This window comes from Leptolyngbya boryana PCC 6306, assembly GCF_000353285.1.
GTDB classification, from domain to species: domain Bacteria; phylum Cyanobacteriota; class Cyanobacteriia; order Leptolyngbyales; family Leptolyngbyaceae; genus Leptolyngbya; species Leptolyngbya boryana.
On record NZ_KB731324.1, the window covers coordinates 3,347,692 to 3,370,018 of the forward strand.

Sequence of the window (22,327 nt, forward strand, 5' to 3'; positions counted from 1 at the left end):
GTCTTATGGAAACCACCACGCTCAAACTTCAAGGCATGAGTTGTGCCGCCTGCGCGAAGAATATTGAAGATGCGATTCGCTCAGTTGAGGGTGTCAATGAGTGCAACGTCAATTTTGGCGCAGAGCAAGCAACGATCGCTTACGATTCTCGCAAAACCAATCTAGCTGAGATTCAGCAAGCTGTTGATGACGCAGGTTATTCTGCTCAGCCGATGCAAGAGAATGTGCTAGCGGATGAAGAGGATGCAGACCAGCGAGAACGACAAGTTCAAAATCGCAAGTTGCGCCGCAAAGTCTGGGTCGCTTGCATCATCAGCGCTGTGTTGGTGATCGGGTCGCTTCCTGCCATGCTCGGACTGCCGATTCCCTGGATTCCGATGGAGTTGCATGATCCACTGACTCAGTTGATATTGACAACGCCTGTGCTGTTTTGGTGTGGTGCGTCTTTTTTTATCCATGCCTGGAAAGCTCTGAAGCGACACACTGCGACGATGGATACCTTAGTTGCGATCGGGACGGGTTCTGCTTACCTATATTCTCTATTTCCAACGTTTTTTCCACAGTGGTTTATCGCTCAAGGGCTTACTCCAGACGTTTACTTTGAAGCGGCATGTGTGATTATTGCGCTGCTTTTACTAGGTCGGTTGTTAGAACATCGTGCTAAAGGACGCACTTCTGAGGCGATTCGTAAACTGATTGGGTTGCAGGCAAGAACAGCGCGCGTGATTCGCCAAGGACAGGAGATGGATGTCCCGATCGCGGAAGTGACGGTCGGAGATCTCGTGATTGTGCGTCCTGGTGAAAAGATTCCGGTCGATGGGGAGATTATTGAAGGTCGATCGACGATCGAGGAATCGATGGTTACAGGTGAAAGTGTGCCTGTGAGTAAACAAGTTGGCGATGAGGTGATTGGAGCGACCTTAAATAAAACAGGTCGCTTTATCTTCAGAGCAACACGAGTGGGCAAAGATACCTTTCTCGCTCAGATTGTGAAACTGGTGCAACAAGCACAAGGCTCAAAAGCTCCGATTCAACGCTTGGCAGATCAAGTGACCGGATGGTTCGTCCCGGTGGTAATAGCCATTGCGATCGCAACGTTTATTCTCTGGTACAACGTCATGGGCAATGTGACGATGGCGTTGATTCCGACAGTTGGCGTGCTTATTATTGCCTGTCCCTGTGCATTAGGTTTAGCAACTCCGACCTCGATTATGGTCGGTACGGGTAAAGGTGCAGAGAATGGCATCTTAATCAAAGGAGCAGAGAGTTTAGAACTGGCGCATAAACTACAAACGATCGTTCTCGACAAAACTGGAACAATTACCCAAGGGAAACCAACGGTCACGGATTTTGTTACGGTTCGAGGGACTGCGAATCGTAATGAATTAAATCTGCTCCGTTTAGCTGCTGCGATCGAGCAAAACTCAGAACATCCCTTAGCAGAAGCAGTCGTGCACTATGCACAAGCTCAAACTGTCGAACTCACGAGCGCCCAAGACTTTGAAGCGATCGCGGGAAGTGGAGTTCAAGGTTATGTCGCGGATCAACTGATTCAGATTGGCACACATCGCTGGATGACAGAATTAGGCATTGAGACGAGCATTTTGCGATCGCAGTGGGATCGACTCGAATCACTGGGCAAAACGGTTGTCTGGATTGCGGTCGATCGCCAAGTTGAAGCAATTATGGGGATCGCAGATGCGGTTAAACCTTCGTCGATTTCTGCAATTCGTGCTTTACAAAAGCTCGGCTTAGAAGTCGTCATGCTGACGGGAGACAATCGCCGGACTGCTGATGTGATTGCACGCGAGGTGAATATTCAGCGGGTGTTTGCAGAAGTCCGCCCTGATGAAAAAGCTGCAACTGTTGAAACTTTGCAATCTGAAGGCAAAATTGTTGCGATGGTGGGTGATGGCATCAATGATGCGCCTGCTCTTGCACAAGCAGATGTGGGAATCGCGATCGGAACCGGAACCGATGTTGCGATCGCGGCGAGTGATATCACTCTAATTTCTGGGGACTTACAAGGCATTGTGACTGCCATTCAACTCAGTCGTGCCACGATTCGCAACATTCGGCAAAATCTGTTCTTCGCGTTTATCTATAACGTGGCAGGCATTCCGATCGCAGCAGGCATTCTCTATCCGTTCTTCGGTTGGTTGCTCAGCCCAATTATTGCAGGAGCAGCGATGGCATTTAGCTCTGTTTCCGTGGTTACGAACGCGCTCCGACTTCGCAATTTTCAACCCAAGCCCTTTGGAAGATGAAAAACACACTCATTGCTATTTTAGGATTACTTTTGATGAATCGTGCAGTGGCTCAAACTCCTCACAACATGGAAATGCAGCCTGCTCAAACTGGACAGTTCCATCGCATCGAACAGCCGCTTGAGAATAAAGCGATCGTCACTTTAGGCGGGATAGGATTAATCAGTCTAGAACTGTGGTGGTTCCTATCGAGCAAACCTAAACGTCGCAAGGGTTCGCCTCAAAGCGAAATTCAAACAGGAGAGAACTAATGTTGGTTCAAGAAGACGCAAAACTGATTGGTACAGTTGCAAGAGAAAGCGGAATTCCGATTAAAACAATCCGCTACTACGAGGAGCTAGGCTTACTCAAAACTGTAGGCAGAACAGAAGGCGGATTTCGATTATTTAGCGCTGATGTATTCACTCGTCTAAATTTCATCAAGCGGGCGCAACATTTGGGCATGAGTCTATCGGAGATTCATGAGTTTTTAGAAGTACACGATCAAGGAGATCTGCCATGTGAGCGGGTTCAGCAGGCGCTCAAAGGTAAATTGAGTGACATCGATCGCCAAATTCAGCAACTCCAAATACTCAAGCAGGAATTAGAAGAATTACTCGCACAGCAAGCCACAAATTCTGCTGCAACCATTTGTCCAATCATTGAAAGTGAATCGAATTGATCAACTTAAGCTAAGCTTGTTTGTAGCGCAATTTCATTTCCGATGAGCCTTCAGGAACAAATTCAACAACAGCGAGTAAAACACATCATCAGTAGCTATCAGTTAGATAGCGAAAACATTGAGCTGTGCCAAGACTGTTTGACCGAATTGTTACAACTGTATCCGCCTGCCTTGATCGAACTGGCACTGGTCGAAATTCTGGTGCAAAACTGGGTGAAAGTTCCCATGACCCGAGGAATTGAGTTTTTTCAGCAAGTTCAAGCGTTATTGCACCATTGGCAGGCGAATCAGATCGCGATTTCGTTTACGCCAACTGAATTTCAACAAGTTACTGGCTTAGATGCCACTCCAATTTTCGGTGTCCCTTCAACGCGATCGATCGCTCAGTGCTAAGCCAAAAAATATCCGCTGAATAGATGGCTAGTTGTGCCGATTCACGCTATCCTTAGCCGTGAAGTTTTGTGAAGGTACGATCGTGCAATCGCTAAAGGCTATTCTCTACGACTTGGATGGAACGATCGCAGACACTGACCCGATTCATTTTATTGCCTGGCAGGACTGTCTCAAAGAATTCGGCATTGAGATCACCGAAACCTTCTATAAGCAGGAAATGAGCGGCAGTACGAACCCGCGCCTGATCGCCAAATTCTTACCTCAGTTAAGTGCTGCTGAGGGTGAAGCCCTTTCAGAACAAAAAGAAGCCCGGTTTCGTGCGCTTGCGCAGCAATTACCGCTCACTCCCGGCTTGATGGATCTGATCGACTGGGCAAAACAGCGGCATATCCAGCAAGCAGTGGTGACGAATGCACCTCGTAAGAATGCTGAGTTTATGCTGAAGGCTTTGCAGTTAGATGATGTGTTCGATCGCGTCATTCTGGCGGAAGAAGTCGGCATCGGCAAGCCTGATCCCGCACCGTACACTTATGCATTGAAACAATTTGGACTCGAACCCGATCAAGCGATCGCGTTCGAGGACTCACCTCTGGGAATTCAATCTGCGATCGCTGCCGGAATTTTGACCATTGGCATCGCATCGACTCAAACCCCAAAGGATTTAAAACACATGGGAACCACGCTGGCGATTCAGGACTTTACTGCTCCAGAACTTTGGGCGCTGCTTGATTAGGAGGATTGGGAATTCCCCACTGATCTGCGATCGCATCTGACCACGTTACGTCAGGAGCAATCTCTTCTAAACTCACAAATGCATCAAACATGCCACCAGCTTCTGAAATAGGGGTTTCTTCGGATTCAGGTTTGGGGGCGCGTGGAATTTCGGATGGGGGGTTCATACACATTTTCCAGAACGAATCGGGACTTTAACAACGTTCTTTGCTCAATCTGGTATCACCCTTCTGTAATCGTACTGAGACAGAGTACATGCGTCAATCCTGTCTCAGTCTTATTTTTTCATCCTCAAATTTTCAGCTTGCTTGAGCTTAATCAACGAAAATAGTACTAAAATACTGAAGCTTTTGACATCATTTTCCTGGTAGAGGAGTGATTTTAGCAAGTAAACTATGCTCTGATTGAGATTGGCAGAGGAAAAGGCATGGATTCAGTCGCACAGTTGACCCCGGAAACTCAGCAGCGTGTCCAAGAACTTAGACGCTTGTTACAGCAGGCAAGTTATGACTATTACGTGCTAGATGCGCCGACGATCGAAGATTCGGTCTACGATCAGCTTTACCGTGAACTACAAACGATCGAGGCGAACTACCCAGAACTGATTACCCCGGACAGTCCGACGCAACGAGTCGGAGAACGCCCTGCTAGCCATTTCACTTCAGTCAAGCACAATATTCCACTCTACAGCTTAGAAAATGCCTTCGGAAATGCCGACTTAGCGACTTGGGAACAGCGTTGGCGGAAAGTTGCGCCCGATGTGACTGAATTTGAGTATGTCTGCGAACTGAAAATTGATGGCAATGCCTTGGCGCTGACGTATGAAAATGGGGTGCTGGTGCGGGGGGCAACTCGTGGAGATGGGACGACCGGAGAAGAAATTACTCAGAATGTGCGGGCAATTCGGTCTGTGCCGCTGCGCCTGAATTTAGACAATCCGCCGCCTGTGGTTGAAGTTCGAGGTGAGGCATTTCTTTCTCTCGACTCGTTCGAGCAGATTAACCGCGATCGCGAAAAAGCCGGAGAATCACTTTTCGCCAATCCCCGCAATGCGGCTGCCGGAACCTTACGCCAGCTTGATGCTAAAATCGTCGCCCAGCGTCGGCTCGATTTCTTTGCTTACACGCTGCATGTTCCAGGCGAATTAGAGTCGCAGTGGCAGGCTTTAGAACTCCTAAGAGAAATGGGATTCCGAGTCAATCCAGAACGAGAAAAGTGTGCTGATTTACAAGCTGTTCAGGACTATTGCGATCGCTGGTCAGTCGATCGTACTCAACTCCGCTATATGACGGATGGAGTTGTGATCAAACTCAATTCGTTTGCCCTGCAAACTCGACTTGGATTTACCCAGAAATTTCCACGTTGGGCGATCGCGCTGAAATATCCGGCAGAAGAAGCTCCGACAATTTTAGAAAATATTAGTGTCAATGTTGGACGAACAGGCGCGATTACACCCGTTGCCGAACTAAAACCTGTGCAATTAGCAGGTACAACAGTATCGCGAGCAACCTTGCATAATCGCGATCGTATTGCCGAACTCGATTGTCGCATTGGCGATACTGTGATTGTTCGCAAAGCAGGAGAAATTATTCCTGAAGTCGTGCGAGTCCTGACCGAATTGCGTCCTGAGAATGCCCGACTGTTTGAAATGCCAACTCATTGCCCGGAGTGCCATGAGCCGGTTGTGAAACCCGAAAATGAAGCGGTAACGCGATGTATTAATGCTTCTTGTCCTGCGATCTTACGCGGTGCATTAACGCACTGGGCAAGCCGTGACGCATTAGATATCAACGGCGTAGGCGAGAAATTAGTGGCTCAACTCGTGGATCAAAATCTCGTGAATTCTGTTGCGGGACTGTACGATTTAACGATCGAGAACCTTCTGACGCTAGAGCGCATGGGCAAAAAATCCGCCGAGAAGATTGTCAAAGCAATCCAAGATTCTAAATCTCAGCCCTGGTCACGAGTGTTGTACGGGTTAGGCATTCGGCATGTTGGCAGTGTGAATGCTCAAACTCTAACCCAGGCGTTTCCAAGTGTTGAAGAATTAGCAGCAGCAACACCTGAGCAGATTTCAGCCGTGCCAGGATTTGGATCTGAGATTGCCCAATCGGTCTCGCAGTGGTTTCAGAATCATGGCAACCAGGAACTCATCGATCGCTTACGCCAAGCTGAAATTCAACTCAAAGGCGAAGTTGTGCCAGTTGCTCAAGTTGAGACCGCAATTTCAGGAAAAACCTTTGTGATTACTGGAACATTGCCGACTCTGAAGCGGGATGAAGCACAAGCCTTGATTCAGAAAGCAGGCGGTAAAGTAACGGATTCTGTGAGTAAGAAGACAGATTACTTAGTTGCTGGAGAGAAGGCAGGCTCGAAACTGGAAAAGGCGCAAACGTTAGGAGTCTCAATCCTTTCGGAAGCGGATCTAGTTCAACTCATCCAGGGGTAAGGTAAAAATTAGACTGTTTTCAAAATCGATTTTTATGCGTGGGTCTGATTATGATTCGGTCATGATGTCTCCTGGGGAATCATTGTTTCCTAGCGAATGGAATTCGCGGCTAAACGAACAAAGTGTGCCTTCACTAACAGCCATTTTCCGAATCAGTCCGCGACGGCGGACTTCGTTTGTATAGCCCCGAATTTTATTCGGAAGGCATTCATTGGGGATTCAGTTTGAGATAGGCTTTTGCTTTCGCCATGCTGATGACATGCTCTAGATATTCGTATTGTTGCCAGAGGTGCTTTTCTTGAGGAGTCAGCGATTCGGCTTTATGTTTTTCAGAAAGTTGATCGATTTGAGCTTGTAGCGTTTCTGAGGGGCGCAATGCAAGAATCTCTTCGGGAGTCGGAAGATTCGCAAGAAATTCCAGAACTTCTGCAAAACCTGTAAATCCAGTCTGTGGGCTAGCAATCAGTTCATCAAGTCCCACTTCTAGAACTTGAGACAAGCTTTGCTCTTGAGCATTGAGGCGCGTTGGCAGCGCTTCAGGAAGGTCGATCGTGAATTTCATGGAAGTCATGAAATTCAACATTGTGGTAAATGAAGTCACTAAGAATTTCGTCTGCGGTTTGCGAAATCACCCACTTCGGCTAGCAGGCTCTGTACAATGGCTTCCACGGTGCATTTGTGATTATGTGCACCCTAAGCGATGGGCAGCTTTCTTGTCACAATTCTGTCCAAACTACTATTATATAGTTATATAGTGATAAACTAAAGCTATGACTATGCAATTGATGAAAGAACAAATCAAACGATTGATTGCTGAGCATAATTTAGAGAGAGTCTCTAAACGCATTGAGGAACTACTTGTCCCTGCAATTCACATTTCTAAGTTAAATAGAGGTACTGGTAGTATTGGTACTTCTCGCATCGGTGGTTTGCCAGATGTTCCTCAAGATTTTGAATATCCATATTGCCAGGGGCATCCTCTTGGTTTCTTAGCCCAAATCAATTGCTCTGATTTGATCAATTATGATTTTGGTAGCGCTCTCCCCCATCGTGGAATGCTCTACTTCTTCTACGACATGGTTGAGAAACCTTGGGGATATGATCCGAAGCATCGTGGAGGTTCAGCGGTTGTTTACATTCCTGCAGCTACATCTGAGGCACTCAGTAGATATGAGTTACCGCTGGGAAGCAACATTGAGGAGTTATGTTTTCAAGAGTACAATATCGGCTTCAAGGTGATTCCATCGCTACCAAGTCACTATGCATCCACAATTTTTGACCAGGAAGACTTCAATCCAGAAGAAATTGACAACTATTTCAATTTGCTCAATGATCTTAAGCAAGAATGTGTTCAGGATGAACCCTTACATCAGCTTTTGGGGCACTCGAATAATCTTCAGGGGGATATGCAAATAGAGTGCCAATTAGTCTTTCATGGATTATATTGCGGCAATTCTAGCGGTTATCAAGACCCCAGAGCGAAGGTTCTAAAGATTGATGCTTCTGAATGGCGGCTTCTCTTGCAAATTGACTCGGATGATGACATCGGTGCAATGTGGGGGGATGTTGGCTTAATATTTTTCTGGATTCGTAAATTTGACCTTAAAGAGAGACAGTTTAGTAAGACATGGACGATTCTGCAATGCGGATAATAAGCACATTAGAACGCTACAGAATCGGGTCGAGATATCGAGTATCAAATTGAATTCCGTTGTATCAAATTAAATGCCGTGGACAACGGAAAGCCTTAAGCATAAAGGATTTGCATTCCGAACTCAGCGATGCGTGAGGTTGATCGCAGATTAGAACGCAATCCAGATTTCCCGAAATTGGATGTCTTAATTCGACCGCTTAACGGGTAAATTCATTAACGGAAATCGCCTTAAAGGGCGAATAGCTTTCTTGTCGAGCCTCTAATTAAAACTGTCCGAAGTATTGGAAATTGTCTCTACGATTATTTTGGCATGATGATTCGGTTTAGATTAAGTGCGATTCGGAATCCTCACCCGCTATACCGAAAACGCAGAACCCAAATGGTATTTCACTGAACTTCAAACGATCGCCTAATCTGTGATCGTGCTGCCTCACCTTAAAATTAAGAGAACCGAGTTCAAACTATGGCTGATGACCATTCAAGAACTAGAACAGCAACTTCTCAGCCTTGAGCCTGCCGAAAAACTTCGTCTCATTCAGCTTCTCAGCCAGAGCTTAGCTCCTCAGAAATCTAATGCTTCGCTCGTCGATTTTTTCCGTAACTCACCGCTTTGTAAAGTCGCTGATGAAATCGATCTGAATCGCGATCTCAGCCTAATTCCCGATCAAGTTCATTTGTGAAATACTGACGATCATCAATGCTTTCTGGTAGAACGCTCAACCTCGCCATTCCGCATTTCATCCGCGTTGCAAATTCCAGTTAACTCTCAATGTAACCTCGAATAGACCTGAAATTCTCGCTATCATAGCGGCAGTGAAGTGCGATCGACGCTATGAACAAAGTCGGAACAGCCTATGTTCTATGGTTAGGCGGATTAGTGGGTCTCTCTGGACTGCACCGCCTTTACAATGGTCAGACTGCAACAGGATTTCTTTGGCTTGGCACATTTGGGCTGTTCGGCTTTGGGCAGTTATTTGATCTGCTTCTCATTCCCAAAATGGTCGAAGTTCACAATGCTCGGCTTGGAGAACAGTACAGACCGCTATTAGAGCAAAACCCGATCGCACTGAAAATCGAGCAGATCACATTGCAATCTTCCAAGTTTGCAGCGATGCGATCGCCAAAGCTGTTTGATTCGATGGAATCGATGTCTCGGCAGCAAGCGACGGTCGAGCTTTTAAAAGCAGCAGAATCCAGAGATGGTAGGCTCTCTGTGACTCAAGGCGTAATGGCAACCGGGCTAAGTTTTCAGCAGGTTGAAACTTTACTGAAAGAAATGCTAAACAGTGGTTATCTTGAAATCGGCAATGATCCAGAAACAGGAATTGTCCTCTACGAATTCAAAGAACTTTAGTGATTCTGAATATTCCACCACGATCGCATCAACCGAATTTCGTCCCAGCCATAAGTTTCGCCTAAGCGATCGCGCAGTTTAGACAGCGAGAAATCATCTGCTTGCTGAATCGCTTCGAGAATTTTTGCTTGGCGATCGCGCGCAACTAAGCGATCGAGATCCACCGGATAGTTCATCTCAATCAAATCTGCCAAATGCGTCATCACTGTACTTAAACGAATTTTGCGCTCCTCTGCAATCTCTGAAGGTTTCATACCTTGCTGGAAAAGTTCCAGCGTATAAAGCTGAGTGTAAGTTGCTTCATTTGCAGCAGGCGGAACTGGAGCAGAATCGAGCTTTGTCACATGGTTCTCTAATTTTGTAATCTTGGCTTCTGAAGTCGGCTCGATCTCGATCGGCAACCCATTATCTACTCGAAACTCTCGAATCTCTGCTAAAAAGACATCTCCATACTGTGCCAGCTTGCGCGTTCCCACCCCAGAAATATTGAGAAAATGCTGGCGCGTCTGCGGTTGTTGCTGTGCCATGAGCCGCAAACTTGCATTCGAGAAAACCACATACGGCGGCACAGATTGTTCGTCTGCTAGACGTTTGCGGAGTTTCTGCAAGCGCTCAAAGAGTTCTTCGGATTCAGGCGTATCAACTGCAACAGTTTGAGCAATTGTCAGTGCAGGTTTAGCTTTATCGATCGCGATGTGAACCTTTCTCTCCGATCGCAACACTTCCCAACTTAAATCATTGAGTTTTAGCACAGAGTAACCATCCGTTGATTCGTCTACTAGACGTTGATGAATCAGCGATCGACCTAACATCTTCCAATCATCAGCACTGATATCTTTCCCAATCCCGTAAGTGCTGAGTGTATCGTGCTTATTCTCAAGAACCCGCTTACTTTTAGAACCGCGCAGCACATCAATCGTATGTACCATGCCAAACGTGCGCCCTCGTTGAGCAAATCGTGCGATACAAGAAAGGAATTTCTGCGCTTCAACTGTCCAATCTTCAACAGGTTTCGGGAACTTACAGTTATCACAGTTATCGCACTGACCTGCAAAGGCTTCACCAAAGTAAGAAAGCTGAATCGTGCGACGACAGTCGGTTGCTTCTGCATAGTTAATGACGCGCCGCAATTGTTGAGTCGCAATGCGTTGTTCATCTTCGAGAGCTTCACCCGTGTTGGGGTCTACTTTCTGAGAAATGATGTATTCAATCGTTTTTACATCGGCATAGCTATAAAACAAGGTGCAAGTCGAAGGTTCTCCATCCCGTCCAGCTCGCCCTGATTCTTGATAGTAACCTTCAATGTTTTTGGGAATGTCGTAGTGAATTACAAATCGCACATCCGGCTTATTAATGCCCATCCCAAATGCGATCGTCGCGACCATCACTCTCACATCATCTCGAATGAAACGAGTTTGATTATCTTGGCGCGTTTCCCCATTGAGTCCAGCATGATAAGGCAGTGCTGCAATGCCATCTTGCTTTAACCGAGCTGCAATCTCTTCGACTCGTTTCCGACTTAAACAATAAATAATTCCGGCTCCGGGCGTTTCTTTGATCTGCTGAACAACCTCGGCATAAGCCGTTTTCGTCTTGGGGCGAACTTCATAGTACAAGTTACTACGATTAAAGCTCGAAACATTTACCCGAGGCTGATGTAAGTTCAACTGCTGCACAATGTCATCTCGCACTCGATGCGTTGCAGTTGCAGTTAAAGCAATGATGGGAATGTTCGGATAGCGCGATCGCAACGTACTCAGTTGCCGATACTCAGGTCGAAAGTCATGCCCCCACTCTGAAACACAGTGCGCTTCATCGATCGCAAACGCTGAAATGCCCACGCGCTCAACGATGTGCGGCATGACTCCTTGGAGAAAATCCTCACTCAACAACCGCTCGGGTGCAACATAAAGCAGTTTAATCCTGCCTTCCATTACCGCTCGACCTCGCGATCGCCGCTCCTCTGCTGACAAACTACTATTCAGAAATGTTGCTGAAATCCCATTGTCTCGTAAGAGTTCAACTTGATCCTGCATTAATGCAATCAGCGGCGAAACAACAATCATCAATCCTGGTTTGAGCAAGGCTGGCAGTTGAAAACAAATCGACTTCCCGCCGCCTGTTGGCATAATCACCAACTGATCTCGATTTGCCAAAACATGTTCAATGATCTCGCGCTGACCCGGACGAAAACTGTCATACCCAAAGTAATGTTTTAGCGCCTCTTCTAACGAAGGCGAATCGAGCGAAATCGATAAAGACGTAGACATGACTTTGAGAAGAGAGAACAGGATTGCCAAAATGCCCCAAACGCCGAAGCGCTGCAACTGCAACAGAATAGCAGTACTAATCCAGCTTAACAAGAGATACGATCGCATCTCTTCTTATCGCTAGTCGTCCACCGCATTCATCCTGCAAAGTGGGAAGATGGGGAGAACCTAGACTCAGATTGCCCCTATCTCCCTATCTCCCCACCCCCTATCAGATTGATTGTGATGAGTTAGTAGGACATCGAGCCGAAAACCCTTATCCATTCAACATGGACGGCATCGTCAACTCTGGATCTTGGAACAGCGCTGTACTTAAATATCGCTCTCCAAAACTCGGCTGAATCATCACGATCAGCTTGCCATCATTCTCCGGGCGCTTCCCGATCTCGATCGCTGCCTTTAAAGCAGCTCCACTGGAAATTCCTGACAGTAATCCTTCTTCTCTTGCCAACCGCCGACTATACGCGATCGCATCCTCATCTGACACTGAAATCACTTCATCAATCAGATTCACATTCAGCACAGGCGGAATAAACCCTGCCCCAATTCCTTGAATTTTATGCGGCCCTGGACGACCACCGGAAAGCACTGGGCTATTGGAAGGTTCAACAGCGATCGCTTTAAAGCTCGGCTTGCGTTGCTTAATCACCTCAGCAACTCCCGTGATCGTTCCGCCTGTTCCAATTCCCGCTACAACAAAATCAACCTCGCCTTCTGTGTCTTCCCAAATCTCCGAAGCCGTCGTCTCACGATGGATTTGAGGATTCGCAGGGTTGCGAAACTGCTGCAACATATAAGCATGAGGCGTCGTATCGACAATCTGCTGCGCGCGTTGGATACAACCTGCCATCCCTTCGATTCCCGGAGTCAACTCCAACTCCGCACCATAGGCTCTCAGCATGGCTCGCCGCTCCGAACTCATCGTTTCCGGCATCGTCAAAATTAGTCGATACCCTTTTGCAGCCGCAGCCATCGCCAAAGCAATTCCTGTATTTCCCGAAGTCGGCTCGACTAAAACTGTTTTGCCTGGCGAAATCAATCCTTCTCGTTCCGCCGCCAAAATCATATTAATTCCGATCCGATCTTTGACTGAAGCCGAAGGATTCATCCCTTCAAGCTTGGCAACGATTCGCGCGACACATCCTTCGGCTTGAGGAATGCGATTCAGTTGGACAAGAGGAGTATGTCCAATCAAAGCTGTAACATTCTGAGCAATCCGCATAGAGAAAATATGGGTAAATGACGCAATCTCTTACGTCGGGGCAAAAATTAAATGTAATACATGAAGTCCAATTGACGACGCGCATCTCGCCGTTCACACAAATCTTTCAGCGTATATTTCTGAAAGACAGCATTTGCGGCTTCTTGAGCTTCGTGCCAAATTTCACAAATGACTGCTCCTTCGAGCGTTTTACCAGATTTTAGCGCCGTCTCTTGATCGATCGGCTGCGTATCAAATCCTTCTAAACATGCCAAGATCTCAAACAGCGTAATTTTCCACGGCTCTCTTGCTAACAGATAACCCCCTTTCGCACCCCGCTGCGATCGCACAATCCCACCCCGCCGCAACATCGCCAACAGTTGCTCTAAATAGCGATCGGGAATATTTTGTTGAACAGAAATTTGCCGAATTTGGAGCGGCTCTTTGCTCTCGTAAGCGATCGCGAGTTCAATCAGCGCAAGCAGGGCATATTCGCTTTTACAGGAAATCTCCACGGGCACACTCAGGTAAACAGATGATTTCAGATCGAGTTGAAGGCTCTTTCTCCTAGTATACTCCGGTTATCCACTAGGGTTTTGTAGGTTTCCAATTTTTTGATATAAAAAAAGCCTCGCAAATCGCGAGGCTTTCAAGTTTTAGCAAGGCATCAACTTAGACTAGAACGAGAAGGTCGTCCGAATTGTCCCGACATAAACTGTATCGTTTGCATTGTTGTGCTCAGGATTGAACAATACAATGATGCCCGGCGTGATCGAGATCTTGTCGTTCAATCGCAGACGGTAAAGACCTTCCAAGTGGAACGAAGTATCCTCGTCTTCCTGACGAATACCGTTCACGACCAAATCACTATCGGTCACTTTCGGCGGCATCCCGAAGATCAGACCCGCCATGTTGCCCTTTCCACCCAAGTCAGGGAATGCAAGACCCACAGCCCAGTTCAGAATTGTTGCATCTGCGTTGGTTGCTCTGTTTTCAGCATGGGCTTTGGTCAAACCGCCCCAACCTGATAAGACGAGACCCGGCGTCACTTTGAATGACCCTTGAACACCAAAGTGGTCTGCTGAAACTGCCGAACCCCGAACTCCACCTGCATTAATGAAATTACCGAATGGGTTGTTCGACAAGGCGCTGCCTGTTCCACTGGAAACACTCGCACCTGTCAAACGGTCATAAGAGCGGACGTAAGTGAAACCCAAGTCAATATTTGAAGAGGGTTTGAAAGCAAGCTGAGCCAATGCTGCATTTGAGCCATTGAACAATCCATTCTTGTCGGTCGGATCGTTGCCATTATCAGCCAAATAGCCGAGCGATACCGTGAATGCTTGGCTCAATGGATAGTTTAGAGTTACACCCGCACCGCTTCCTGAACCACTTGCACCTTGACGGTAGATTGGGTTGAAACGACCAAAGCGCGAGATCGAGCCTTGGCTATCACTTGCTAGCAGTGGGTTGAAGTTGTTGACGTTGTTGTAGAACTCACCGTTGATCGCATCAATGGTAACGGCTCCACCTTGCCCGATCGGGAAACGATAGAACAATTTATCGACGAATGCCGAGTTGTCTGCCGTCCGACCGCCTTCATAGGAGAGGTCAGCCATGTTTGTGCCTGCTGCACCCGCGAAGTCGGTGATGTTTCGTGCTTGAATCCGGGTCAACAATGTGTCTTGTCCGGTGAAGCTCGTTCTCAAGCTCAAACGAACTCGGTTGCTGAAAGTGGTATTGTCGTCAACGTCAGGTCTTGCAACGGCTGCGCCCGTTTCTGCTGCTCTTCTCTCCAACAAGGAGCTAACTGCTTTGCTGTCGCCTTGTGCGCCAGAAATTGAGAAAATTGCTTCCCCTTGCAGTTTGGTAGTGGTGGAGAATTGCTGCTTCTCTAAAGTGGTGGTGCGAGCTTCCAGTGAATCCACACGACCGCGTAAAGTTGCGAGTTCTGCTGCAAATTGTTCTTGCAGTGTTTGCAGGGTTGCCAAATCTTCTTTCTTAACGAGGTCAGCCGTGGATGCTGCGATCAATTCGTTGACGCGATCGAGACAAGCATTCAAACCAGCGGCGAATTCGTAACGAGTCAGCGCTCGGTTCCCACGGTAGGTACGATCGGGATAACCTGCGATACAACCATAGCGCTCAACCAAGGATTGCAGCGCTTGGAATGCCCAGTCGGTGGGTCTGACATCCGACAATTGTGAGACTGAAGTGACTTGACCAGCGTCATTCGCCGATACAACTCCTTCGTTGCTATATGCATTCAATTGGTCAAGCGAAGCACTCGGAGCGGTCGTATCAGCTTTAATTTCAGATGCATTAGCGGCGGTCGCAATGCCGATCGTCGCGGAGACAGTCAGGGTCGCACTCAAAAGCACTGGATTAACCAGCAGCGATTTCCACAAATTATTAGACATGGTCACTTCCGTATTCACACCATCAGATTGAAAACATTGCAACTTCGCCTTGATGGCAAAATTACAACATTCCGTAACAGTATAGCCTAGTACAATTCAGATTCCAAACTGCTTGAAATTTCAAATTATCAGCGAAATCAACGTTTCAGGCTGCTTATCAAGAGAGTTGTGATCAGGAACACCATCAGTTCTTTACTAAATCTTCATAAAGAAAAGTCTATTCAGTTCTTAACTGGATTCACTCCAAGTTAAGAAGAAGTTCATGAAATTCGCACCAAAAGTTCAGGCTCAACGGCGCTCAATCCGTCGAAGTCTGAATTTGCGGGTCGAATGCTGGGCTTGAGTACTGTCGTAGGGATCTGATACGCATGGGAAGGTTGATTCTAACGAATCGACTGAGAAGAGTGCGATCGCTCTCCAAATAAAAAGCGGGAAGTGATTAACCTCCCGCTGCTCAACCTATTTCTTCGCTAATCTCTTCGCTTTTGCCACTTTCCGTAATCGAATCGATTCGGGGGTGACTTCTAGCAGTTCGTCAGGGCCGATATACTCAAGTGCCCGTTCCAAACTCATATCAACTGGCTCTTTCAATTGAACCAGTTCTTCACCACCTGATGCACGGTGGTTTGTTAGCTGCTTCGCTTTGCAGACGTTGAGTTCGAGATCTTGTGGGCGATTGTGCTCACCCAGAATCATGCCTTTGTAGACTTTCGTTCCAGGCTTGATAAAGAAGACTCCACGATCTTCAGCGTTCTGCATGGCATAGAATGTCGCGGTTCCTTCTTCAAATGAGATCAGCACCCCATTCCGACGGGCTTCAATGTCCCCACTCATCTTGCGATATTCCAAGAAGCTGTGGTTCATGATGCCTTCCCCACGAGTCAGACGCATGAATTCACCCCGGAATCCAATCAAACCGCGAGCTGGAATCACAAATTCCAAATTCGTGCGTCCATTGGTTCCAACCTGCATATCTTGCATTTCGCCTTTGCGCTGTCCGAGACGTTCGATACAGCCTCCGACTGCTTCTTCGGGAACATCTAAGACTAGAGTTTCAAAGGGTTCGCAAGGTTGCCCGTTTACTTCACGGAAAATCACTTGTGGCTGAGAGACTTGGAACTCGTAACCTTCCCGACGCATTGTTTCGATTAAGATCCCAAGGTGCAGTTCACCCCGTCCAGACACGGCTAATTTGTCTGGTGAATCGGTTTCTTCAATTCGCAACGCCACATTTGTTTCGAGTTCGCGGAACAGTCGATCGCGGAGTTGCCGTGAGGTTACAAACGTCCCTTCTTGCCCAGCAAACGGCGAATCGTTCACAGAGAATGTCATTTGCAATGTCGGCTCATCGACTTTAATCAGAGGCAATGCTTGAGGATCATTCGGATCAGTAATTGTTTCACCGATGTTTGCACCTGCAAACCCTGCCACTGCAACTAAGTTTCCAGCCGTTGCTTCACTAATTTCAATCCGCTTTAGACCTTCAAAGCCCATTAGCTTCGAGATTTTAGATTTGACGACTTCTCCAGTTTCGGTAACGATCGCAGCTTGCTGCCCAACCCTAATCGTGCCGTTGTGAATTTTCCCGATCACAATCCGACCGAGATAATCTGAATAATCTAGTGTTGTCACTTGCAATTGAAGGGGTTTTGACGCATCGCCAACTGGCGGCGGAACGTGACGCAAAATTGCATCAAAGAGCGGCTGCATATCATCTGATTCTTCTTCCAGCGTGTTCTTCGCAAACGCGGAAAGACCAGAACCAAAGAGATAAGGGAATTCGCACTGGTCATCGTCTGCACCCAGTTCAATGAACAGATCCAGAACTTTATCAACGGCAATCATTGGATTGGCACGAGGACGATCGATTTTATTCACAAATACGATCGGGCGCAGTCCTTTCTCTAATGCCTTCTTCAACACAAAGCGAGTTTGAGGCATTGGACCTTCGTTTGCGTCCACAATGAGTAGACAGCCATCTACCATGCCTAAAACTCGCTCAACTTCACCACCGAAGTCGGCGTGTCCAGGTGTATCGACAATATTAATTAGAGTATCTTTGTATCGAACAGCGGTATTTTTAGACAAAATCGTGATGCCGCGTTCGCGCTCTAGATCGTTCGAGTCCATTACGCAGTCCGGGATCTCTTCTCCCTCGCGGAACGTTCCCGCCTGCTTAAGAAGAGCATCGACCAGTGTAGTTTTACCGTGGTCAACGTGAGCGATGATAGCAACGTTGCGAATGGGAAGAGTCATAGATAGACCGTAAGGGTTGAAAAGAATCGTAATAAGAGCTTAACAATTCTATCCTAACGGCTTCTGGTTCGGTTGGAAATTTGTTCTGAAATTAAGTTGAAAATTCGATCGCTGATTTCTTTTTCTACAGGCAATACGGAGAGGCGATTGCCTTGCCGGACGACTGCTAATTCTTCGGGTGTAAATGTTTGTCGTAAAATCTCCAACGAAATCATTGGGAATTTCTTAACAAACTCTGCTCGAACGGTATGCCATCGGGGAGCATCTGGCGAAGATTTTGCGTCGTAATAATCACTGTCCGGATCAAATTGAGTGGGATCGACGACACGAGCTTCCACAATGTGCATCAAGCCGACGATGCCAGGTGGCTTGGCATTGGAATGGTAGAAGAACGCAAGGTCTCCGACCTCCATTGACTTTAAATAATTCCGCGCTTGGTAATTGCGAACACCGTCCCAGAGAGTGATGCGATCGCGTTCGAGATCCGTAATCCCATAGACATCAGGTTCTGATTTCATCAACCAATATTTCATGTTCAATTCCGATTTCATGCTGATTCCCAAAATTCCCCAGCAGTCTACCGCACTGAGTTCCAACATCTTGTAAGGTTGCGAATAAGCAGAAATTATTGAGTGACATGTGAATAAACAGTTTTTCGAGAACGCAACCTGTTATAAAAGTTTCGAGAGAGGAGTGAAATCATATGAACTTACAAAAAACCGCCTTGGATGTTTTGAAGGAGACGAGTCGGACATTTTTCATTCCCATTAGTCGCCTGCCGACCGGACTCAAAGAAGCGGTAGCGTCGGCATATTTGTGCATGAGAGCGATCGACCAAATCGAAGACCATCCCGATTTAGAGAATGCAGTCAAGTCTCGAATGCTTCGGCAAATCAGTTTGGTGTTGCAAGCGGGCGATCGCGGTTTTACGTCTGAAGATTTCCGTCCAATTTTTGCCTCAGAACTTGAGCATCTTGAAGAAGTCACACTGCGACTGGACGAATGGCTCTCTTATGCGCCTGCGGAAATTGCTCCTCGAATTTGGGAAGCGATTTCTACCATGTCTGACCGCATGGCGCATTGGGCAGACTGTAATTGGGCAATTCATACTGAAACGGAACTTGATCAATATACGTTTAGCGTGGCAGCTTCGGTTGGATTGTTGCTATCGGATCTTTGGGCTTGGTATGACGGAACGAAGACCGATCGTATTCAAGCAGTGGGGTTCGGTCGGGGGTTACAGTCGGTGAATATTTTGCGAAATCACGGCGAGGATTTTACTCGTGGTGTAGCGTTCTACCCGAGGGGGTGGACAGATGATGAGATGCAAGCTTATTCCCGCCGCCAGCTTGAACTTGCGAGTGCTTATGTCGAGTCGCTGCCTGAAATCAGCCCGGCACGGGATTTCTGCCGCGTCATTCTAACGTTGGCTTATGCAACTTTAGAAGCGATACAGCACGGGGCAGAAAAACTCAGTCGATCGGAAGTCATGGAACTGGTTCAGCAAGTGACAGCGAGTTAGAACCGTTTGAATGAGATCAACCTTTGCGTTTCCAGTCCGTGGTGGATTGGAAACGCGATTGCAGCGAATCGCTTTAGTCTCTCTGCATGATGCAAATCGATAGCGCTTCATTGTGATTTGCACATGAACTCTCCAACAATCTTCATCTTCCCCAAAAGCTCTCGCGCAAGCCATCTCAGTCAGTTCGTGAGATCCCACAGGAACTTCCCACAATACGGCTTCAATCTTTCACAGAATGAGAAATTTGCTGTTACAGAGCGATACTAATTTGCTCTGTTAAGAAATATTAAAGAACGCGATCGCACGCTCATTGGGCTATCTAAATCTCCCTGAGCTTCCATGTTGAAAAATCTTGGGTTATGAAACCTAGCAGGATTGTCATAGCTTGAACCAGGCTGTAGCATCGCTTCCGGCCGGAAAACGTCGAGATCACGGACTCAATCCTGCTTCTAGCTCAGGACGTACAACAATTTTTATGAACAACAAGATTCAGAGACTATCAATTATGCTTAAGCGAATCAATCAAAAATCTCAATCCTTGAGTAATGTAAAGTTAATCACAAACCTCTTGACTTTTCGATTTCACCTAATGCCTCAGATCCAAGCAGAGTCAAGAAAATCCGAACTTTGAATTATTGTTAATAAGCTTCTGAAACGTTTTCATCAAAGCCCTATAATGACCCATTGAGAACCCACGAAGGCGCGATCCCAATACCTGGGAGCCAACTGGAATCTCAGACCAAGCTACTCAGCGACATCTGCGGAATCCGCAACTAGGTCTTATGCCTTGTCATCCCGTCGCGAGTTTGCTTAACAGAAGGGTTTGAGAACCAGTGCCGGATCGGGATTCCTCGTTCCTTGTCTAGAGAGAGGAGAGTCTCAATGACAATTAGCCCACCGGAGCGCGAGGCAAAGGTGCGGGTCGTCGTTGATAAAGATCCCACCCCGACTTCTTTCGAGAAATGGGGACAGCCGGGACACTTCGATCGAACCCTATCTAAGGGACCCAAAACCACCACTTGGATTTGGAACCTTCACGCTAACGCTCACGATTTCGATAGCCATACAAGCGACTTAGAAGACGTTTCTCGTAAAATTTTTAGCGCGCACTTCGGTCATTTAGCCGTTGTGTTCATTTGGTTGAGTGGAATGTACTTCCACGGCGCTAAGTTTTCAAATTATGAAGCATGGCTTGCAAACCCGACTGGTGTAAAACCCAGCGCGCAAGTGGTTTGGGACATCTTCGGTCAAGAAATTCTTAACGCGGATGTCGGCGGCGGCTTCCACGGAATTCAGATCACCTCTGGTTTATTCCAAATGTGGCGGGGTGCTGGCTTCACGAACACATTTCAGCTTTACTGCACCGCAATCGGCGGTCTCGTCATGGCTGGTTTGATGCTGTTTGCAGGCTGGTTCCACTATCACAAACGCGCTCCCAAACTGGAATGGTTCCAGAATGCGGAGTCCATGATGAATCACCACCTGGCCGGTCTGTTCGGACTCGGTTCGTTGGGTTGGGCGGGACACCAGATCCACGTCTCCCTACCTGTGAACGAGTTGCTCGATCGGGGCGTACCTGCGGATAAGATTCCTCTGCCTCATGAGTTCATCTTGAACACCCAATTGATGGCGGATATCTATCCCAGCTTCGCAAAAGGTCTTATTCCTTTCTTTACCCTCAACTGGGGTGAATATTCTGACTTCCTCACCTTCAAAGGTGGTTTGAACCCGGTCACGGGCGGTCTCTGGCTGACTGACACGGCACATCACCATTTGGCGATCGCTGTGTTGTTCATCATCGCTGGACACATGTACCGCACCAACTGGGGTATCGGTCACAGCATGAAGGAAATTCTGGAAGCACATAAAGGTCCTTTCACTGGGGAAGGTCACAAAGGCTTATACGAAGTTCTGACCACTTCTTGGCACGCTCAACTGGCAATCAACTTAGCAATGGTTGGTTCTTTGAGCATCATCGTGGCTCAGCACATGTATGCAATGCCGCCTTACCCGTATTTGGCAACTGACTATGCAACGCAGTTGTCGCTATTTACTCACCACATGTGGTTGGGTGGATTCTTTATCGTCGGTGGAGCCGCTCACGGAGCGATCTTCATGGTGCGTGACTACGATCCAGTTGTGAACCAAAACAACTTGCTCGATCGCGTATTGCGCCATCGCGATGCCATCATTTCTCACTTGAACTGGGTTTGTATCTTCTTGGGCTTCCACAGCTTCGGTCTGTACGTGCATAACGACACGATGCGTGCTTTGGGTCGTCCGCAAGATATGTTCTCGGATACCGCAATTCAATTGCAGCCTGTGTTTGCGCAGTGGGTACAAAACCTGCATACGCTTGCACCGGGCACAACTGCTCCGAATGCGCTGGCTCCTGCGAGCTTTGCATTTGGCGGTGGAACGGTCGCTGTCGCTGGCAAAGTTGCCATGATGCCGATCGCGTTGGGTACGGCGGACTTCATGGTTCACCATATTCATGCTTTCACGATTCACGTAACAGTTCTTATCCTCTTGAAGGGTGTGCTGTTTGCGCGTAGCTCACGCTTGATTCCTGATAAAGCGAATCTTGGTTTCCGCTTCCCGTGCGATGGTCCGGGTCGTGGCGGTACTTGCCAAGTGTCTGGATGGGATCACGTGTTCCTCGGTCTGTTCTGGATGTACAACTCCTTGTCGATCGTTATCTTCCACTTCAGCTGGAAAATGCAGTCTGATGTTTGGGGCACGGTTGGAGCAGATGGAACGGTAGACCATATTACGGGCGGTAACTTCGCTCAAAGTGCGATCACAATCAATGGTTGGTTGCGCGACTTCCTGTGGGCACAAGCGGCTCAGGTGATTGGATCTTACGGATCTGCGTTGTCAGCTTATGGACTCATGTTCTTGGGCGCTCACTTTGTTTGGGCATTCAGCTTGATGTTCCTGTTTAGCGGACGCGGTTACTGGCAAGAACTGATCGAATCGATCGTTTGGGCACACAACAAGCTCAAAGTTGCACCTGCAATTCAGCCTCGTGCGTTGAGCATTATTCAAGGACGGGCTGTGGGCGTTGCTCACTACCTATTAGGCGGGATTGCCACAACGTGGGCATTCTTCCTAGCTCGATCATTGTCAATCGGATGAGCGAGGATTA

The 22,327-nt window shown here is 47.5% G+C and carries 19 protein-coding genes; 11 read left to right on the forward strand and 8 right to left on the reverse strand.

All coding sequences use genetic code 11. The features are described 5' to 3' along the window. Positions 1-5 precede the first annotated feature (5 nt). The 5 genes from LEPBO_RS0116905 (at position 6) to LEPBO_RS0116925 (ending at position 4,054) form a co-directional block, all read left to right on the forward strand. Entirely contained in the window at positions 6-2,267 is a 2,262-nt protein-coding gene (locus LEPBO_RS0116905; RefSeq protein ID WP_017288743.1) for a heavy metal translocating P-type ATPase, read from the forward strand. Further along, positions 2,264-2,518 (forward strand): hypothetical protein, encoded by a 255-nt coding sequence (locus LEPBO_RS0116910; protein ID WP_017288744.1) that lies wholly within the window; start codon positions 2,264-2,266, stop codon positions 2,516-2,518. The genes LEPBO_RS0116905 and LEPBO_RS0116910 overlap by 4 nt, the downstream gene beginning before the upstream one ends. Then, a complete protein-coding gene (locus LEPBO_RS0116915) occupies positions 2,518-2,928 on the forward strand; it encodes a MerR family DNA-binding protein (RefSeq protein ID WP_017288745.1) in 411 nt (136 codons plus the stop codon). The genes LEPBO_RS0116910 and LEPBO_RS0116915 overlap by 1 nt, the downstream gene beginning before the upstream one ends. 42 nt (positions 2,929-2,970) lie before the next feature. Further along, positions 2,971-3,321, forward strand: coding sequence for a hypothetical protein (locus LEPBO_RS0116920; RefSeq protein WP_017288746.1), 351 nt, complete (start codon positions 2,971-2,973; stop codon positions 3,319-3,321). An 82-nt stretch (positions 3,322-3,403) separates the two neighbouring features. Further along, positions 3,404-4,054: an HAD family hydrolase gene (locus tag LEPBO_RS0116925; RefSeq protein WP_036044666.1), complete on the forward strand. Its 651-nt coding sequence runs from the start codon at positions 3,404-3,406 to the stop codon at positions 4,052-4,054. Here LEPBO_RS0116925 and LEPBO_RS0116930 read toward each other — a convergent pair. Further along, on the reverse strand, positions 4,020-4,220 hold the full coding sequence (locus LEPBO_RS0116930; protein WP_017288748.1) for a hypothetical protein: 201 nt from the start codon (positions 4,218-4,220) through the stop codon (positions 4,020-4,022). The genes LEPBO_RS0116925 and LEPBO_RS0116930 overlap by 35 nt on opposite strands. A 260-nt stretch (positions 4,221-4,480) precedes the next feature. Here LEPBO_RS0116930 and ligA point away from each other — a divergent pair, with 260 nt between their 5' ends. Beyond that, positions 4,481-6,502 carry an NAD-dependent DNA ligase LigA gene (gene ligA / locus LEPBO_RS0116935; protein ID WP_017288749.1) on the forward strand — a complete coding sequence of 674 codons (2,022 nt, stop codon included), beginning with the start codon at positions 4,481-4,483 and terminating at the stop codon, positions 6,500-6,502. Between the two features lie 208 nt (positions 6,503-6,710). On the opposite strand, the gene LEPBO_RS0116940 is transcribed toward ligA, so the two are convergent. Further along, positions 6,711-7,073, reverse strand: a complete 363-nt coding sequence (locus LEPBO_RS0116940) for a hypothetical protein (protein ID WP_239741182.1) — start codon at positions 7,071-7,073, stop codon at positions 6,711-6,713. 199 nt (positions 7,074-7,272) lie between these two features. Between LEPBO_RS0116940 and LEPBO_RS0116945 the strand changes: the two genes are divergently transcribed. The 3 genes from LEPBO_RS0116945 to LEPBO_RS0116955 all read left to right on the forward strand — a co-directional run bounded on the left by LEPBO_RS0116945 (position 7,273) and on the right by LEPBO_RS0116955 (position 9,510). Then, positions 7,273-8,154: a YwqG family protein gene (locus tag LEPBO_RS0116945; RefSeq protein ID WP_081614747.1), complete on the forward strand. Its 882-nt coding sequence runs from the start codon at positions 7,273-7,275 to the stop codon at positions 8,152-8,154. Between the two features lie 472 nt (positions 8,155-8,626). After that, entirely contained in the window at positions 8,627-8,836 is a 210-nt protein-coding gene (locus tag LEPBO_RS0116950; protein WP_017288752.1) for a hypothetical protein, read from the forward strand. 152 nt (positions 8,837-8,988) lie between these two features. Beyond that, positions 8,989-9,510 carry a TM2 domain-containing protein gene (locus LEPBO_RS0116955; RefSeq protein ID WP_017288753.1) on the forward strand — a complete coding sequence of 174 codons (522 nt, stop codon included), beginning with the start codon at positions 8,989-8,991 and terminating at the stop codon, positions 9,508-9,510. On the opposite strand, the gene recQ is transcribed toward LEPBO_RS0116955, so the two are convergent. The 6 genes from recQ to LEPBO_RS0116985 form a co-directional block, all read right to left on the reverse strand. Continuing rightward, the gene (gene recQ, locus LEPBO_RS0116960) at positions 9,507-11,888 is read right to left on the reverse strand and encodes a DNA helicase RecQ (protein ID WP_017288754.1); all 2,382 of its coding nucleotides are present in this window, start codon (positions 11,886-11,888) and stop codon (positions 9,507-9,509) included. The two genes, LEPBO_RS0116955 and recQ, sit on opposite strands and share 4 nt — an antisense overlap. A 148-nt stretch (positions 11,889-12,036) precedes the next feature. Then, positions 12,037-13,002: a cysteine synthase A gene (cysK, locus tag LEPBO_RS0116965; RefSeq protein WP_017288755.1), complete on the reverse strand. Its 966-nt coding sequence runs from the start codon at positions 13,000-13,002 to the stop codon at positions 12,037-12,039. Positions 13,003-13,049: 47 nt separating this feature from the next. Further along, the gene (locus LEPBO_RS0116970) at positions 13,050-13,496 is read right to left on the reverse strand and encodes an RrF2 family transcriptional regulator (RefSeq protein WP_017288756.1); all 447 of its coding nucleotides are present in this window, start codon (positions 13,494-13,496) and stop codon (positions 13,050-13,052) included. Positions 13,497-13,658: 162 nt separating this feature from the next. Next, a complete protein-coding gene (locus LEPBO_RS0116975) occupies positions 13,659-15,401 on the reverse strand; it encodes an iron uptake porin (protein WP_017288757.1) in 1,743 nt (580 codons plus the stop codon). A 459-nt stretch (positions 15,402-15,860) separates the two neighbouring features. After that, entirely contained in the window at positions 15,861-17,657 is a 1,797-nt protein-coding gene (typA, locus tag LEPBO_RS0116980) for a translational GTPase TypA (protein WP_026148710.1), read from the reverse strand. Between the two features lie 53 nt (positions 17,658-17,710). Then, positions 17,711-18,175, reverse strand: coding sequence for an EVE domain-containing protein (locus LEPBO_RS0116985; protein WP_263970829.1), 465 nt, complete (start codon positions 18,173-18,175; stop codon positions 17,711-17,713). A gap of 185 nt (positions 18,176-18,360) precedes the next feature. Here LEPBO_RS0116985 and LEPBO_RS0116990 point away from each other — a divergent pair, with 185 nt between their 5' ends. Beyond that, positions 18,361-19,179 carry a squalene/phytoene synthase family protein gene (locus LEPBO_RS0116990; protein ID WP_017288760.1) on the forward strand — a complete coding sequence of 273 codons (819 nt, stop codon included), beginning with the start codon at positions 18,361-18,363 and terminating at the stop codon, positions 19,177-19,179. Positions 19,180-20,061: 882 nt separating this feature from the next. Further along, positions 20,062-22,317: a photosystem I core protein PsaA gene (psaA, locus tag LEPBO_RS0117000; protein ID WP_017288762.1), complete on the forward strand. Its 2,256-nt coding sequence runs from the start codon at positions 20,062-20,064 to the stop codon at positions 22,315-22,317. Positions 22,318-22,327: the final 10 nt, after the last annotated feature.

Coding starts and splice junctions, on each gene's coding strand:
- LEPBO_RS0116905 (WP_017288743.1), top strand. CDS start 6: ATGGAAACCACCACGCTCAAACTTCAAGGCATGAGTTGTGCCGCCTGC.
- LEPBO_RS0116910 (WP_017288744.1), top strand. CDS start 2,264: ATGAAAAACACACTCATTGCTATTTTAGGATTACTTTTGATGAATCGT.
- LEPBO_RS0116915 (WP_017288745.1), top strand. CDS start 2,518: ATGTTGGTTCAAGAAGACGCAAAACTGATTGGTACAGTTGCAAGAGAA.
- LEPBO_RS0116920 (WP_017288746.1), top strand. CDS start 2,971: ATGAGCCTTCAGGAACAAATTCAACAACAGCGAGTAAAACACATCATC.
- LEPBO_RS0116930 (WP_017288748.1), bottom strand. CDS start 4,220: ATGAACCCCCCATCCGAAATTCCACGCGCCCCCAAACCTGAATCCGAA.
- ligA (WP_017288749.1), top strand. CDS start 4,481: ATGGATTCAGTCGCACAGTTGACCCCGGAAACTCAGCAGCGTGTCCAA.
- LEPBO_RS0116940 (WP_239741182.1), bottom strand. CDS start 7,073: ATGACTTCCATGAAATTCACGATCGACCTTCCTGAAGCGCTGCCAACG.
- LEPBO_RS0116945 (WP_081614747.1), top strand. CDS start 7,273: ATGACTATGCAATTGATGAAAGAACAAATCAAACGATTGATTGCTGAG.
- LEPBO_RS0116950 (WP_017288752.1), top strand. CDS start 8,627: ATGACCATTCAAGAACTAGAACAGCAACTTCTCAGCCTTGAGCCTGCC.
- LEPBO_RS0116955 (WP_017288753.1), top strand. CDS start 8,989: ATGAACAAAGTCGGAACAGCCTATGTTCTATGGTTAGGCGGATTAGTG.
- recQ (WP_017288754.1), bottom strand. CDS start 11,888: ATGCGATCGTATCTCTTGTTAAGCTGGATTAGTACTGCTATTCTGTTG.
- cysK (WP_017288755.1), bottom strand. CDS start 13,002: ATGCGGATTGCTCAGAATGTTACAGCTTTGATTGGACATACTCCTCTT.
- LEPBO_RS0116975 (WP_017288757.1), bottom strand. CDS start 15,401: ATGTCTAATAATTTGTGGAAATCGCTGCTGGTTAATCCAGTGCTTTTG.
- typA (WP_026148710.1), bottom strand. CDS start 17,657: ATGACTCTTCCCATTCGCAACGTTGCTATCATCGCTCACGTTGACCAC.
- LEPBO_RS0116985 (WP_263970829.1), bottom strand. CDS start 18,175: ATGAAATCAGAACCTGATGTCTATGGGATTACGGATCTCGAACGCGAT.
- LEPBO_RS0116990 (WP_017288760.1), top strand. CDS start 18,361: ATGAACTTACAAAAAACCGCCTTGGATGTTTTGAAGGAGACGAGTCGG.
- psaA (WP_017288762.1), top strand. CDS start 20,062: ATGACAATTAGCCCACCGGAGCGCGAGGCAAAGGTGCGGGTCGTCGTT.